Source organism: Flavobacterium sp. SLB02 (genome assembly GCF_009664855.1).
GTDB lineage: Bacteria > Bacteroidota > Bacteroidia > Flavobacteriales > Flavobacteriaceae > Flavobacterium.
In genome coordinates this window covers 4,376,144-4,391,466 of record NZ_CP045928.1, presented here as the reverse complement: position 1 = coordinate 4,391,466, position 15,323 = coordinate 4,376,144, and the positions used below count along the sequence as shown (strand labels likewise).

General features: G+C 34.2%; 10 protein-coding genes and 2 tRNA genes. 6 read left to right on the top strand and 6 right to left on the bottom strand.

Annotated features, from left to right (window positions below):
* Window positions 1–63 precede the first annotated feature (63 nt).
* The gene (locus GIY83_RS16285; RefSeq protein ID WP_208682512.1) at window positions 64–1,143 is read left to right on the top strand and encodes a glycosyltransferase family 9 protein; all 1,080 of its coding nucleotides are present in this window, start codon (window positions 64–66) and stop codon (window positions 1,141–1,143) included.
* Window positions 1,144–1,212: 69 nt separating this feature from the next.
* On the opposite strand, the gene GIY83_RS16280 is transcribed toward GIY83_RS16285, so the two are convergent.
* The 3 genes from GIY83_RS16280 to sppA form a co-directional block, all read right to left on the bottom strand.
* The gene (locus tag GIY83_RS16280; RefSeq protein ID WP_208682510.1) at window positions 1,213–3,837 is read right to left on the bottom strand and encodes an AsmA family protein; all 2,625 of its coding nucleotides are present in this window, start codon (window positions 3,835–3,837) and stop codon (window positions 1,213–1,215) included.
* 176 nt (window positions 3,838–4,013) lie between these two features.
* On the bottom strand, window positions 4,014–4,961 hold the full coding sequence (locus GIY83_RS16275) for an alpha/beta hydrolase (RefSeq protein WP_208682508.1): 948 nt from the start codon (window positions 4,959–4,961) through the stop codon (window positions 4,014–4,016).
* 14 nt (window positions 4,962–4,975) lie between these two features.
* On the bottom strand, window positions 4,976–6,733 hold the full coding sequence (gene sppA, locus GIY83_RS16270) for a signal peptide peptidase SppA (protein WP_208682506.1): 1,758 nt from the start codon (window positions 6,731–6,733) through the stop codon (window positions 4,976–4,978).
* A 269-nt stretch (window positions 6,734–7,002) separates the two neighbouring features.
* On the opposite strand from sppA, the gene folK reads away from it, so the two are divergent.
* Window positions 7,003–8,136, top strand: a complete 1,134-nt coding sequence (folK, locus tag GIY83_RS16265) for a 2-amino-4-hydroxy-6-hydroxymethyldihydropteridine diphosphokinase (RefSeq protein WP_208682504.1) — start codon at window positions 7,003–7,005, stop codon at window positions 8,134–8,136.
* Window positions 8,137–8,329: 193 nt separating this feature from the next.
* Here folK and GIY83_RS16260 read toward each other — a convergent pair whose 3' ends face one another.
* The 3 genes from GIY83_RS16260 to GIY83_RS16250 form a co-directional block, all read right to left on the bottom strand.
* On the bottom strand, window positions 8,330–10,516 hold the full coding sequence (locus tag GIY83_RS16260; protein WP_208682502.1) for a T9SS type B sorting domain-containing protein: 2,187 nt from the start codon (window positions 10,514–10,516) through the stop codon (window positions 8,330–8,332).
* 108 nt (window positions 10,517–10,624) lie between these two features.
* Window positions 10,625–11,167 carry an RNA methyltransferase gene (locus GIY83_RS16255; RefSeq protein ID WP_194618096.1) on the bottom strand — a complete coding sequence of 181 codons (543 nt, stop codon included), beginning with the start codon at window positions 11,165–11,167 and terminating at the stop codon, window positions 10,625–10,627.
* Between the two features lie 78 nt (window positions 11,168–11,245).
* On the bottom strand, window positions 11,246–11,680 hold the full coding sequence (locus GIY83_RS16250; RefSeq protein WP_055095086.1) for a DUF1573 domain-containing protein: 435 nt from the start codon (window positions 11,678–11,680) through the stop codon (window positions 11,246–11,248).
* A gap of 157 nt (window positions 11,681–11,837) precedes the next feature.
* On the opposite strand from GIY83_RS16250, the gene mutS reads away from it, so the two are divergent.
* From mutS to GIY83_RS16230, 4 genes are all read left to right on the top strand, one after another.
* Window positions 11,838–14,444 carry a DNA mismatch repair protein MutS gene (gene mutS, locus GIY83_RS16245; protein ID WP_208682500.1) on the top strand — a complete coding sequence of 869 codons (2,607 nt, stop codon included), beginning with the start codon at window positions 11,838–11,840 and terminating at the stop codon, window positions 14,442–14,444.
* 149 nt (window positions 14,445–14,593) lie between these two features.
* A tRNA-Gly gene (locus GIY83_RS16240) sits at window positions 14,594–14,666 on the top strand.
* 14 nt (window positions 14,667–14,680) lie between these two features.
* Window positions 14,681–14,766 (top strand) — tRNA-Leu (locus GIY83_RS16235).
* Between the two features lie 153 nt (window positions 14,767–14,919).
* The gene (locus GIY83_RS16230) at window positions 14,920–15,303 is read left to right on the top strand and encodes a DUF1508 domain-containing protein (RefSeq protein WP_194618098.1); all 384 of its coding nucleotides are present in this window, start codon (window positions 14,920–14,922) and stop codon (window positions 15,301–15,303) included.
* Window positions 15,304–15,323: the final 20 nt, after the last annotated feature.

Below are 15,323 nucleotides of genomic sequence, written 5' to 3'. Positions count from 1 at the left end.
GCAAACACTCTGTTTTTTTTAAAATTTAAATGAAGATTTAATAATGCTTAAATTATTTATAAGATGGCCATTCTCAATAAAATAAATGTTTTTAGACGCGGCTTAATGCGCAATCTTACTAAGAATATTGGAAAAGCAAGATCACAAGAAGATATCATTTTAGTGGATAAAAATGATATAAAAAGAATCCTGATCTGCAGACCAAACGGAAGATTAGGAAACTTATTATTGATTACGCCTCTCGTTCAGGAAGTCACCGAAATATTTCCAAATTGTAAAGTCGATTTGTTTGTTAAGGGAACGTTAGCTCCAATCATTTTCGAAAATTACGATAATATTGATAAAATAATCGATTTGCCTAGAAAGCCTTTCAAAAGTTTATTGAAATACCTGAATGTCTGGATTTCAATCAAAAAACAAAATTATGATATTGCTATCAATGTCGATCAAAACTCTTCTTCAGGTCGTTTAGCAGTTCAGTTTTCAAATGCCAAGTATAAATTTTTTGGTGATGCAGATGAAGAAACCCAATTGGTAAAAAATGATTACGACCATATTGCCAAATATCCCGTTTATAATTTTCGAAATTACCTGACCAAACTCAGATTTCCAAAAAGCAATAAAATAATAGCGCCTTTAGATCTTAAATTGACAGCTTCTGAAATTACCGAAGGCAAGAGAATTTTAAATGACTTGTTTCATAATGATAAAAGAACCATTTGCATATTTACTTATGCAACAGGCGATAAATGTTTATCAGAAGAGTGGTGGGGAAGATTTTATACACAGCTTAAAGAAGAATACAAAAATTATAATATTATAGAAATCCTGCCTGTAGAAAATGTTTCGCAAATTGCTTTCAAAGCACCTACATTTTATAGCAAGGATATTCGCGAGATAGGTTCTGTAATTGCCAATGCCGATTTATTTATTGGAGCCGATAGCGGTATTATGCATTTGGCAAGTGCCGTACAAACTCCAACAATAGGATTGTTTTCTGTTTCGAAGATCAAAAAATACGAACCTTACGACAATTCAAGTATCGGAATAGATGTCAAATTATATACTAAAAAAGATTATCTAAAAATCATAAATTCAATTTTGAACAACGGAAAACTAAACAATTATTCAAAAGCAATTTAATAAAAAGATAAAATAAAAAAAGAGGCATCCCTTGTAATGGATGCCTCTTTTTTTGTGTAAATTTTTTGTTTATTTTTTCTTGAATAAACCATTTATTAAGTCGCTCGCTTTTTTCGTAGCTTCTTGCGTTTTCTGCTCTTTTTCTGTTTTTGCAGCCTGTGTAGTATCTTTTGCTTTTGTATTCTTATTGATTAAATCAGTAAGAGCCGAAGTACCTTTTTGAGTCAGTTTTTCTTTTTGCTGGTTTACCAGTTGAGTGGTTAAACTCGTAACAGCAGTTTTCATATCTGTAGAAACCTTCGGGTTAGAAAAATTACCTGTAATCAAGGCATTTATCGGAATGTTTTGCAGTTTTGCAGCATCCGCCGGAGACATTTTAGCAATAAAAGCGTTGGCCTCAGTTCCTAAATATTTAGCCGGTACATCTAACTTTAAGTTATAGTTCATCGTTTGGTCAAAACCGTGAGTTCCGCCAACAGTTACTTTAATATCTTGATATTTAATATCAAAAGGTTTTACGTTTACTTTTCCGTTTTCGAAAGTTAAAGCCGCTTTAATATCATTTAAATTCACCTTGCTCATATCAAGAAATTTGACATTTGAAGTCAGGGCATTCAATACCGTTGAATTTTTAGCATTTACAGTTGTCGAAAGCAATTGGCCGATTAAATCTCCTGAAATCGATTTTAGATCCGGAGTTAATTCATTAGCATCAAGATTTCCGTTTAGTTTAATAGTCGAATTCAGTTTTCCGTTAATGATTCCTGCAATTGGAGCGATCTTTTTCATCATGTCTAATTGCGTAAAAGTTTGCGCAATATCTACCTGATTAAATCCTAAATTCATATCAAAAGTAGGCACTTTTGCTTTTGTAGAAACAGTTCCTGTAAGACCAATTGTTCCTCCAAAAATAGAGGTTTTAAAGTTTTCTAAAGTTGCTTTTTCATCCTTCACAATCAATTTTCCTGAAACAGCGGTTAGTTTTAAATTGTCATACAAAACCGTGTTTGCTTTTGCATTTATGGTACAATTTAAAAAAGCAGGAATCTTCATTGCTTCAGCAGGTTTTGCTGCGGTTGATTTGGTTTCTCCTTCTTTTCCACTTGCAGTTCCTGTTTTAGCAGGTTCTCCGGCAGTCATAAAATCATCCACTGCCAATTGGTTTGAACTCATATTGAAGTTTCCTCTAAGTTCTTGTTTCTTAAACATAAAACCATAAAAATTCTCCAGAACTCCATTAATGCTTAAATCACTTTTTCCGGTTGTAGCATCAAATTTTTTCAGGTTAATAGTACTTGGGTTAAACTCAACCAAAGCCGTACTGATATTCATCGATTTGTTGTTTTCGTCAGTATATTTAAATCCTGACAAACTCATCGTTCCGGCATTTTTTATGTTTTGATACTGGCTTTTTTCTACAGAGGCCATATCAAATTGTGTTGTTACATCGGCTTTTAAAATACCCGCAAGAGGTTTGTCCATTTTAATTGGATAGGCTTTCGAAACATTAGCCAAATTGATGGTTCCTTTTAAAGCTGCATCTACAAACGGATTCACAGTTATGTTTTTGATATTTGCTTTAGCATTAAAAACATCCTGATCGATTCTAAAAGATAGTTTGTCTAAATTTACATAAGTATCATTCAGGATCCCCGTTTCATTGATAATTTTTGTATCGATTACAATGTTCTGAACTGATTTTGGTAAGTTAGGATATTGAAAAGAAGCATTGTTTGATGCAATGGCAATATTAAATTTAGGAACAGTTTTGTCTGTTAATTCTCCTTTTGCAAAACCAGCAACAGTAAAGTCTCCCGTAGTTTTCACGCCATCTAAACTAGAAGCATAAGCAGACGGAATCAATCCGAGGAAATTGGTGAATGATGAGGTTGGCGTTTTAAACTTTAAATCATAAATCTGACCTGTATCTACCATTTGTATAAACCCGTCAAATTCTAATGGCAACTGGTTGATTAAAGCTTTATTTTCTTTAAAAGTATATTTACTTTTTTCTAAGTCAATCCCTAAAACAGCGTCAAGAGTCAGTTTTACATTTTTCATGTAATTGATTTTATCCATATCCAAAGATACTTTTGCTGTAGATTTTGTAGTTAAATCTAATTTTGAATTGGTAAAATCTCCGGTTCCTTCATGGTTTAAGCTGTCAATGACCATTTTTATTTTAGAACCCTGATCGATATATCTAAAAGTGAAATTCTCGATTTTATAATTCTGAATTTTTAAAGAAAGCGGTTTGCCTGCTTCATCTGTTTTGGTTTCCTTTTTATCTTTTAGGGCAATATCAAAGTTACCAACACCATCTTTATTAAAAATAATATTGATCAATCCATTGGTAGAACTTATTCCCTGAATGCTTAAAGGTTCGTCTTTTCCTTTAAAAAGTTCTTTGATGCTCATTTTTAAATTTAATTGGCCTAACGAAACCAATGTATCACCTTCAAAAGGAGCTTTATTGATGATTACCAGTTTTTCGATCCCAACAGTTGCATTGGGGAAATTCCTGAATAAACTTAAATCAGCATCGGCAAAACTTACTTTGGCATCAACACTTTCGTTGATGGCATCAGCAATTTTAGCTTTTATTTGATCTTTAAAGAAATACGGGATGGCAAATAATGCGGCTACAATCACCACGAGAACGATGGCTGTAATTTTTAAAATTTTCTTTAACATATAAATAGATTTGAGAGTTATAATTGATAATTGACTCCTTGCAAAAATAGTTTTTTTTGGATGAGTTCATAATAAAGTTTTTGTAAAATATAGGAATATACTTAATTATTTATTAAAAAATAAAAATCCGTCTGAATATAGATTCAAACGGATTTTTTGTCATTTTATGATTTTGATTATTTTTTAATAAAAGAAATAATCTTGGAGGTCATGATTTCTGAAATAGGCAAGCTCTCATTATTGTAGCTTTCCATATTGGCCTTATTATCACCTTCGATAGTTTTCATGATATGGTTCATTTTGTCAACAATCAATAGTTCAGCATTTGTATTGGCCTGCGATAATAGTTCGGCATCTTTTACAGTTACCTGCAAATCTTTGTTTCCTTGTATAATTAAAATCGGAATTTTCAAAGCTTTAATCTCTGCTTGAGGATTATATTTAAACCAGGAAATTAAATAGGGCTGAATACTTGGTCTAAAAAGTGAATTCAGCATTGGGTCAACTTTTTGTGCATAATGCCCGCTTTTTAAACTATCAATAATCGGGAAAGTCATTTCTTCTAATTGTTTGTTTGCTTTAGAAGCAATTTGCGACTTAATCAATTTATCAGCAGATTCTCCAGGACCGGCAATAGAAATAAATTTGTTTGCTTTTGCTCCGGCAATCATTCCTATTAGTGAACCTTCGCTATGACCTATAACAATTACTTGAGAAAAACGTCTGTCTTGTTTTAGTAAGTTAATCCAGCTTTTGGCATCCTCAGTATAATTTTCGAATACCAAAGTTTGTTCTGTAACTGCTGAAGCTTTGCTTTCGCCAATTCCTCTTTTATCGTATCGTACTGATGCAATTCCGTTTTTTGCCAGAGCTTCTGCCAGCATTTTTAGCGAATTGTTTTTCATCATCGGATTATTTCCGTTTCGATCTGTTGGACCTGAACCCGAAATGATTAATGCCACTGGATATTTTGTTGTAAGATCCGGAGTGGTCAGCGTACCAAAAATCTGATCGATATTAATTTTTAAGATTAAAGGAGATTCTTTAAACGTAAGTTCTTTTTTATCCTGAGCATTTAAAAGACTCAAAAATAAAAAGGCAGCAAGAGCAAATAATTTTTTCATTTTACAAAATGTAATTATTTAATATTTAATCCAAAAGGAAGCATTGCCTGAACTCCTTTTTGTTTCTGAAGTCTTTTTACCTGCTCGATAAGCATGTAATTCTCTTCACCAATTTCTTCTTTTATAAATGCTTCTTTCGATTGTGCAAAAGGCAAACCAGAAAGGATATCGTTGAAAGTTTTCTCGTATTCAGGATAGTTTTGTGTGCTGTATGATTTTACCTTGGCAATTCTTGCAGCTTCGGCAATAGCATCATTTAATCCGCCAATTTTATCCACCAAACCAATTTTTAAAGCCTCAGATCCTGACCACACTCTTCCTTGTGCAATAGCATCAACTTGTGCAAAAGTCATTTTTCGGCCTTCGGCAACATGTGTTACAAAAGTGTTGTAAATGTGTTCAACACCTTCTAAGGTAAAAGCTTTAAATTTTTCGTCAACAGGCACAAACGGACTATAATTAGCCGAGTTTTCATGCGTTTTTACCTGCTCAGTATTAATTCCTAATTTATTGGCTAATGGACTAAAGTTAGGTAAGATGCCAAAAACACCAATAGAACCCGTAATTGTATTGCTTTCGGCAAAAATAGTATTGGCATTACAAGCGATATAATATCCTCCTGAAGCCGCATAATTACCCATAGAAACTACAACAGGTTTTACTTTTTTGGTAATTTCAATTTCTCTCCAGATTAGGTCAGAAGTCAAAGCGCTTCCTCCAGGGCTGTCAATTCTAAGCACGATTGCTTTTACATCTTCATTTTTACGGGCTTCTTGTAGCGAACGACGCATAGAACCTTCACCAATCACGGTAACATCTCCTTCACCGCTTTGTATTTCGCCCTGAGCGTAAATAATTGCAATTTGATCAGTTGCTGTGTTGGTTAAAGCCGTGGTAACGTTATTTTGAGTATAATCTAAAATCGAGATTTTGTTATAATCATCATCACCGGTTACTTTAAGGGCTTTTTTAATTGCATTGTGGTACACATCTTCATACGCCACAATATCTACCAAATGTTGCGCTTTTGCCATTTCGGGCGTTCTGGCCAATAAACCGTTTGCGATTTCGTTCAATTTATCAAGCGGAATGTTTCTGCTTTTTGCAATATCAGTAGAAACTGTTGTCCAGATTGAATTTAAAAGTGCCGTAACTTGTTCTCTGTTGGCATCACTCATTTTATTTTCTAAAAATGGTTCAACAGCGCTTTTGTATTTTCCGTGACGAATCACTTCCATGTGAATCCCTGATTTATCCTGAAAATCTTTAAAGAACATTACCTCAGAGGAAAGTCCTTTAAAATCTAGATCACCTGCAGGATTAATATAAACCCTATTGGCAACAGAGTTTAAATAATATTCTTTTTGAGAATAGGTATTGGCATAAGCCCACACAAATTTTCCTGATTTTTTGAAACTTTCAAGAGCGTTTCTCAAATCTTTATATTGTGCTAATCCTAAGGATGATTCATCATTTAAAATTGAAATTCCCTTGATGTTGTCATCAGTTTTTGCGGCTTCGATGGCATTGATAACATCGGTTAAACCAACTCCTTTTTTATCAGAGAAAACAGTTACCCACGGATCTTTATATTTTCCGGCATAATCGTTTTGAATTTGTTTTAAATTTAATTCTATAACAGAATCACTTTTGACAGAAACAGTATCATCTCCTCCAAAAATAGCTCCGATAAGAATTATTCCAAAAAAGAAGAACATAATAAATACGAAAATACCAATAACTGTGGCAATTACATTTCCTAAAAACTTCATAAGTATATTTTTTTTAATAAGTAGCGAAAAAGGCTGGTTTGTTACAAATGTACTCTAAAAACAAATTATTTAGGATATACGATTTGATCAAATAGTTGTACTTTTTACATTTTTAAATATCTAAATTAAAGATAGGGTATTTTGAAAGATATCTGATTTTTTTTAGAAAGTTATAAGAAATAAAAAATCAGAAACAGTTGGTAACTTCTGATTCTGGAATTAAATATTATGGGTAATTCTAAAATAGTTTTAGTTAATTTGCATTTATTATGAAGTCACAGCATCAAGTCGTTTTATCTATAGGGAGTAATCAGGGGAACAGGTTAGCAAACATCGAGGGTTGTATCGATTTGATACATCAGGAAGTAGGAACTGTAATCAGGGTTTCAAAACTATACGAAACTCCTGCCTGGGGTTTTAAAAGCGATGCTTTTTATAATTGTGCTTTGGTTTTGCATACTACTTCATCTGCACAAAAAATACTAAATCAGGTTTTAAAAGTCGAAAAACATTTAGGACGAATCAGATCAAATCAGGAAGGATATCAATCCCGAATTATCGATATTGATTTAATTTCTTTTGATGACGAAATTATTGATTCTGAAAAATTGAAAATTCCACATCCATTAATGCAAAACAGGAATTTTGTTTTGTTGCCGGTTCAGGATTTAAAATTAGACTGGAAACATCCTGTTTTTCAAAAAACCGTTTCAGAGTTAATTGCCATTTCACCAGACGATAGTGTTTGTACAGTAGTTCAGGATTTAAAAAATCCTTTACGCAAAATTGCGTTAGAAACCTTTAATTATATTGCTTTTGAAGGAAATATTGGAGCGGGAAAAACTACTTTGGTTCAAAAAATTGCCGAAGATTTTAATGCCAAAACAGTTCTAGAGCGTTTTGCGGACAATCCTTTTTTACCTAAATTTTATAAAGATCAGAACAGATATGCTTTTCCGCTGGAAATGTCTTTTCTCGCAGACCGTTATCAGCAATTATCAGATGATTTGGCGCAGTTTGATTTGTTTAAAGATTTTATCGTAGCCGATTATCATATTTTTAAATCATTGATTTTTGCCAAAATTACTCTGGCCGAAGACGAATATCGTTTGTATCGAAACTTATTTGATATTATTTACAAAGAAATGCCAAAACCTGATTTGTACGTTTATCTATATCAGAATTCAGAGCGTTTGCTTCAGAATATCAAGAAACGAGGAAGAACATACGAACAGAATATTGAGGCAGAATATCTGGATAAAATCAATAATGGTTATCTGGATTATATTAAATCCCAAAAAGATCTCAATGTTCTGATTATAGATGTTTCTGAGCGTGATTTTGTAAAAAAACACGAAGACTATCTTTTTATTTTAGATGAAATTCAGAAAAAATTGAGTTAATGTGACAATGAGGGAATGTGCTAATTAGATAATTAGAGAATGTGTCAATTAGATAATTCTTGGAACTTTCAATGTATCTGATTATTTAATTGACAAATTAAGTTAATTAGAAAATTAGAGAATGTGCCAATTAGATAATTCTTGGACTTTCAATTATCTCATTATCTAATTGACAAATTATCTCATTAAAAAATTATCTCTTTAATGAAAAATGACCTTTAAAAACAGGATGGGTATTGTCAATTTTTAGGGCATACCAATAATCAGAAGCGGGTAGAGGCGTTTTATTGAAGGTTCCGTCCCAAGTCATTTGAGAGCCTTTTAATTGTGCTATAAGTTTTCCATACCGATCAAAAATAGTTATTTCTGCCTGAGGATAATTTTCCATTCCGGCAACTTCCCATACATCATTAAAGGAATCATTATTTGGAGTGAAAAATTCCGGAAAAACAAGAACAACAAAATTTAAAGTATTGCCACCACAACCATTTTTTTCCTGAACAAAAGCGGTTCTTAATCCTGCAGGGACATCATAGAATATATTAGAATCCTGAAATTGTAATCCATCAACTGAATATTCATAATAATCAGCTTCTTTGGTAAGGTAAATAACCGCTTTTGTGCCATTGACAGTAACTCGCGCAATTACTGGAATTAGATGTTCATCAACGGTGATTGTTTTTCTACTCGTGCAATTTTCAGGAGCTGGACTTGTAACATCAACCGTGTATGTGCCGCTTGTCGAAACGGTGATTATTTGTGCGGTTTCGCCAGTGCTCCATTTATAAGTCATTCCGGCGATTCCTGCATCAAGATTAACCTTTTGATATTGACATAAAATTACAGTTTCATCAGTAACAGCGGGAGGAGTATAAATTACAATGTTTACAGGTGTACGATCTGTATTAATGCAAGTGCCATTTGAAGCCTGTGCATAATAAGTAATATTGTTCGAAATGACTGGCGTTGTAAAATTATTTCCTGTATAAATACTAGTTCCTCCGGTAGAAGATGTAAACCAATTGATAGTACCAATATTTGAATTAGCTTCGATAGTTACATTGCCTGATCCGCAATTATAAACTGTTGAAGATGCTGCAACCGGTGTTGAAGGCGTAATATTTACAGTTGCCACAACCGATTTTCTGTTCGATTCGCAACCGGCATCAACGTAATAAGTTGTTGTGGTAGTTAGAGTTGGAGTAGTGTAGCTGCTTCCAGTCGCTAATAAATTTCCTCCAACGGCAGCATCGTACCAGTTAATAGTTGAACCAGTTGTTGCCGTAGCGTTGAATGTAAAACTTCCGGAATTACACACAGGATCAGGATTTGTGGCAGGTGTTGCGAAGGGAATTGTAATTTTGGTACTCGCAGCAATTTCTAGAGTCAACTCACCGGGCATGCCGCCATATTCTACAACATAGCCTTTTGGCTGATAATTACCGCTTGTATCTCCGGTATTGGATAAGTCATTCCATGATCCTTTTGTCCCAACTCCGGGTTGAGTAATATGGGCATAATCTTCATTTCCCTGATTATTTGGTTCACCATTATTCCAAAAAGCAAAATTTGGGGTTGAGCCGTTTGCTGTTCCATTCCAGAAAATTGTTCCGGCTTCAGGTCCTGTAACCCATTTCCAGATGCCTTCAGTTTCAGCATCGCTTCCACCAATCCACCCTGTCCCTGAAGCTTGTTCTCCAATTAATTTAGCTTCCTCAGCAGATAAAATAGTCGCGAGATAACCTTTTAATCCGTAATAATCACTGGCTTCGGCAGCAGCTTTTGCCGCTGTCCAGGAAATGCCGATGCTGGGAATAAATAAATAATAATGTTGAGTAGATGGAAGGTAATTGGCATTGCCAATTGTGATAGAAAAAGTTTTGGTTCCGGAAACGGTAACCGAAGAATTAGAGAATACAACATCTTTGATAGCAGCTTCTAAATCAGCATATAAAACATTGCCGCCTGTTGCGCTTGCTATTTTTAATTTTCCGGCAGTAACATCCCAACTCGTGGTGATTGAAGGATGTGATGCAGGGTTTGAAAGTGTTAATTGATCTAAACCACTGGAATAACCAGAAGAGATTTGAACATATCCGGCTTCAGTTCCTGTTTCTAATGGGTCATGGGTAATTAAAATACTGGTAACAACATTTATAGTGCTTTGTGGGCAATACAATTGATCCCCGGTAGCTTTGATTGTCGGAGGAATGATCGCAAGACTTAAATTTGAATTCTTTTTTTTGTTTGATTTAAGGGTATCATTTGAGAGTGTAATTAGATTGCTGTTTAAAGATCTAATTTTTCCAATTGAATAAGACTGTTTAAAACTTAAAACAAAAAATATTATGATTATTTTTAAGAAATTGATACTTTTCATTTTATAAAAGTATCAATTTTATAATAACAAAAAAATATATTTAAATTTCTAACATTTAAAGCTTAAATCCTCTGGAAAAATAACATTTTATGAAAGTAAATTCTGCTTTTAAATCGTATTTGGCCAGTTTAATTTTTGAAACAAATCCCAAACCACAATTCCGGCACTTACTGCAATATTTAAGGAGTGTTTAGTTCCTAGTTGAGGAATTTCGATACAGCCATCGCAAATGGCAACTGCTTCCTGAGCAACGCCATAAACCTCATTGCCAAAAACAAGAGCATATTTTTGATTTTTCTCTACTTTAAAATCCTGAAGAAAAACCGAACTTTCGACTTGTTCAATAGCCATTGTTATTACGTTTTCCTTTTTAAGATTTTCAATAACTTCCAATACGTTTTCGTGATGTTCCCAGGCTACAGTTTCAGTAGCGCCAAGAGCTGTTTTATGAATTTCTTTATTAGGAGGAGTTGCTGTAATGCCGCACAAGATTATTTTTTCTACCAAAAAAGCATCAGAAGTTCTAAATACAGAGCCAATATTATGTAGACTACGGATGTCGTCTAACACTATTATAAGAGGAGTTTTGTCTGATTTTTTAAAATCTTCGATCGATTTTCTGTCCAGTTCGCTATTTTCGAGTTTTCTCATTGGTGTTGTATTCAGGTCATAAAAAAAGCTTCCAAAGATAAGGAAGCTTTTTCGATTTATTTTATTTTGTTTTTCAGATTAGCTTTTAACCGGATCTGGTAAAACAGTACCTTTAATAGTAAGTACTTTTGTTGGTTGTCCTTCAGCATTAGAAGTTACAGTAACCGTTTTTGTAAAAGCACCAACTCTGTCAGTAGCGTATTTTACACCAATAATACCTTTAGCACCTGGAGCGATTGGCTCTTTTGGAGTTGTTGGTACAGTACAACCACAAGATCCTTGTGTGTTTGTAATGATTAATGGTTTTGTTCCGTTGTTTACAAAAACAAATTCACGTTTTCCATCAGCATTGTGAGCGATAGTTCCGTAGTCAATAGTTTCTGTTTCGAAAGCCATTCCAGCTCCTTCAACTTTAGCAACCTTAGCAGCTTTAGCTGTTGTTTTTTTAGCTTGAGCGTTAGAAGCAGTAATTCCAACTACAGCTAACATAGCGAATAAAATTATTTTTTTCATCTTTAGAATCTTTGTTTTAATTATGAACAAATCTATAGAAAAATCTAATATGTTAATATAAAAATATCTTAAAATATTTTAATTTTTGATCCACTTCGATATTCCTTTAAAATATTATAAATTCGCTGTCTTAATTTTTCATTTAAAACACAATAATTTGGCAGCGAAAGAGAAAGTGGTGAAAGAAACACCCTTAATGAAACAGTACAACGAAATCAAGAGAAAATATCCTGATGCATGTCTGCTTTTTAGAGTGGGTGATTTTTACGAAACCTTTGGGGAAGACGCTATTAGAGCGTCAAAAATCCTTGGAATTACCCTGACCAAAAGAGGTGCGGGATCTGAAACCGAAACAGCTTTGGCTGGTTTTCCGCATCATTCTATTAATACCTATTTGCCAAAATTGGTTAAGGCCGGACTTCGTGTAGCGATTTGTGATCAGCTTGAAGATCCAAAAATGACCAAAACTATCGTGAAACGTGGCGTTACTGAACTGGTAACTCCCGGGGTTTCTTTAAATGATGAGGTTTTACAATCAAAAACAAATAACTTTTTAGCATCAGTTTATTTTGCTAATAAAAATATAGGGGTTTCTTTTCTGGATGTTTCAACCGGAGAGTTTTTAACAGCTCAGGGAAATGCAGAATATATAGATAAATTATTGCAGAATTTTAACCCAAGTGAAATTCTGGTTCCAAAGAATAATAAAGGAGATTTTAAAGCTTCTTTCGGGGAAGATTTTCATACTTTTTACCTGGAAGACTGGATTTATAAAGAAGATTATGCTTTAGAAACCCTGACCAAACATTTTCAGACCGTTTCATTGAAAGGTTTTGGAATCGAAGAATTAAAAGAAGGAATTATCGCTTCCGGAGCCATTTTATATTATTTGTCCGAGACGCAACATAATCGTGTACAGCATATCACCGCTATTCAGCGTATTGCAGAAGATGCTTACGTATGGATGGATCGTTTTACTATTAGAAACTTAGAATTATATCATAGCTATAATCCAAATGCAGTAACGCTTTTAGATGTTATCGACAGAACGCTTTCGCCAATGGGAGGACGTTTGCTGAAGCGCTGGCTGGCTTTACCGTTAAAAGATAGTAATAAAATAAAAGGACGTCACGATGTGGTTTCGTATCTGAAATCAAATTCTGAAGTTCTGTATAATATTCAATATCAAATTAAGCAAATTTCAGATTTAGAGCGTTTGATTTCTAAAATCGCTGCGGGGAAAGTTTCACCGAGAGAAATTGTTTATTTAAAAGAATCTTTGGATGCTATTATTCCAATAAAAACTTTGGCGTTGGCAAGTCCGCAGGAAGCCGTGAAAGTTATAGGGGATAGTTTACATGCCTGTGATTTATTGAGGGAAAAAATCAAAACGACTTTGAATCAGGATGCGCCTGTTGCTATTGCAAAAGGAAACGCAATTGCAAGAGGTATTAGTGAGGAATTAGATGATTTACGTGATATTTCAACTTCCGGAAAAGAATATCTGGAAGGAATCGAAAAAAGAGAGTCAGAGAGAACAGGGATTTCATCTTTAAAAATATCTTTCAATAACGTTTTTGGATATTATATTGAAGTTAGAAATACGCATAAGGATAAAGTGCCGACAGAGTGGATTCGTAAACAAACTCTTGTAAATGCCGAACGTTATATTACTGAGGAATTAAAAGAATACGAAACAAAGATTCTAGGCGCCGAAGAGAAAATTCATAAAATCGAATCGGAGCTTTTTGAGCAATTAGTAGCATGGATTGCGACTTACATCAGGCCTGTTCAAATGAATGCTAATTTGGTGGCGCAATTAGACTGTTTGTGCTCGTTTACGCAATTGGCTGTAGAGAATAAATACGTTTGTCCTGAAATTGATGAGACATTCGAACTCGAAATCAAAAACGGTAGACACCCGGTTATCGAAAAACAATTGCCGGTAGGAACGCCTTATATTGCCAACGATGTTTATTTAGATAGAGAAACGCAACAAATTATAATGATTACCGGACCCAACATGTCGGGTAAGTCGGCTATTTTAAGGCAAACCGCTTTAATTGTGTTATTGGCTCAAATGGGAAGTTTTGTTCCGGCTGATAGCGTGAGAATGGGAATTGTAGATAAAATCTTTACCAGAGTAGGAGCGTCGGATAATATTTCGATGGGAGAATCTACTTTTATGGTTGAGATGAATGAAACGGCTTCTATTTTGAATAATATCTCAGATCGTAGTTTGGTTCTTTTAGATGAAATTGGTAGAGGAACCAGTACCTATGACGGAATCTCGATTGCCTGGGCTATTGCTGAGTTTTTGCACGAGCATCCGGGGAAGCCTAAAACATTGTTTGCAACGCATTATCACGAGCTGAATGAAATGACGGAATCGTTACCGAGAATTCAGAATTATAATGTTGCGGTAAAAGAATTAAAAGATACCGTTCTTTTTATCAGAAAACTTGTAAAAGGAGGAAGTGCCCACAGTTTTGGAATTCACGTTGCTAAAATGGCGGGAATGCCTCAAATCGTAATTTTGAAAGCGCAGAAGCTGTTGAAAAAATTAGAAAAGAATCATTCAAACGAGGCGTTAAACGGAATTAAAGAAGCTGGTGACGAAATGCAAATGAGTTTCTTTAATCTGGATGATCCATTGTTGGAAGAAATAAAAGAAGAGATCATGAGTCTTGATATAAATGCGATAACACCAGTAGAAGCGTTGATGAAGCTTAATGAGATTAAAAGAATGTTGGTTAAAAAATAATTTCAGATTTAAAGTTTAGGTTATCAGAAAGTTATAAAATAAGCGTAATATTTTTTCAAAAAACGCTTGTGTAATTGAATAAATGTCCTAAATTTGCACTCGCAATACAGAACAAATCAAGTATTGTAGTTCTTACAAGAATTTGAAATGCGAAAATAGCTCAGTTGGTAGAGCGCGACCTTGCCAAGGTCGAGGTCGCGGGTTCGAGCCCCGTTTTTCGCTCAATGCCATATAATGCTCGGATGGTGAAATTGGTAGACACGCTGGACTTAAAATCCAGTGAACAGCAATGTTCGTGCGGGTTCAAGTCCCGCTCTGAGTACTAAAGCCTCTTCTTTTGAAGAGGCTTTTTTTATTGTGTAAACTCATGCAGTATAAAACAAATTTACGAAGTAAATTTGTTTTATAGAATCTAAGAGTCTATCCTGATAGCTATCGGGACTAAAAATCAACAATCTAAAATCTAAAAAAATAAATGGGTGCTTTCGTAATTAGCAAAAGGTTCAACGATGAATATAAATTTGTGTTTACTTCGAGAAAAGGTAAAGTGATATTTACGAGTTTGAGTTATGAATTGAAATTTGAAGGTGAGGAGGATATTGAAAAGTTTAAGGCGAATATAGATCAGGCCAGGTTTTTGAAATTTAAAGGCTCTGGAGGGAAGTATTTCTTTAAGTTGATGTTGGGTGAGGTTCACTTTGCGACAAGTCGTAAATATACTACTGAATTGCTTTTGCAGAAAGGAATAAAAGAAATTGTTACTTACGGTGCAAGATCTGAAGTTTTGGACTTTTCTTCAAGCGAATCGATTTTTGAAGATGAGGAAGTTGAAGAGGTTGGGGAAGAGGTTGAAGATTAAAATGAAATTCCGGTGTTTTA

Excerpts from the sequence above, each read along its gene's own strand:
- sppA (WP_208682506.1), bottom strand. The coding sequence starts at position 6,733 with ATGAAGTTTTTAGGAAATGTAATTGCCACAGTTATTGGTATTTTCGTA.
- GIY83_RS16230 (WP_194618098.1), top strand. The coding sequence starts at position 14,920 with ATGGGTGCTTTCGTAATTAGCAAAAGGTTCAACGATGAATATAAATTT.
- GIY83_RS16285 (WP_208682512.1), top strand. The coding sequence starts at position 64 with ATGGCCATTCTCAATAAAATAAATGTTTTTAGACGCGGCTTAATGCGC.
- GIY83_RS16260 (WP_208682502.1), bottom strand. The coding sequence starts at position 10,516 with ATGAAAAGTATCAATTTCTTAAAAATAATCATAATATTTTTTGTTTTA.
- GIY83_RS16280 (WP_208682510.1), bottom strand. The coding sequence starts at position 3,837 with ATGTTAAAGAAAATTTTAAAAATTACAGCCATCGTTCTCGTGGTGATT.
- GIY83_RS16275 (WP_208682508.1), bottom strand. The coding sequence starts at position 4,961 with ATGAAAAAATTATTTGCTCTTGCTGCCTTTTTATTTTTGAGTCTTTTA.
- GIY83_RS16255 (WP_194618096.1), bottom strand. The coding sequence starts at position 11,167 with ATGAGAAAACTCGAAAATAGCGAACTGGACAGAAAATCGATCGAAGAT.
- folK (WP_208682504.1), top strand. The coding sequence starts at position 7,003 with ATGAAGTCACAGCATCAAGTCGTTTTATCTATAGGGAGTAATCAGGGG.
- GIY83_RS16250 (WP_055095086.1), bottom strand. The coding sequence starts at position 11,680 with ATGAAAAAAATAATTTTATTCGCTATGTTAGCTGTAGTTGGAATTACT.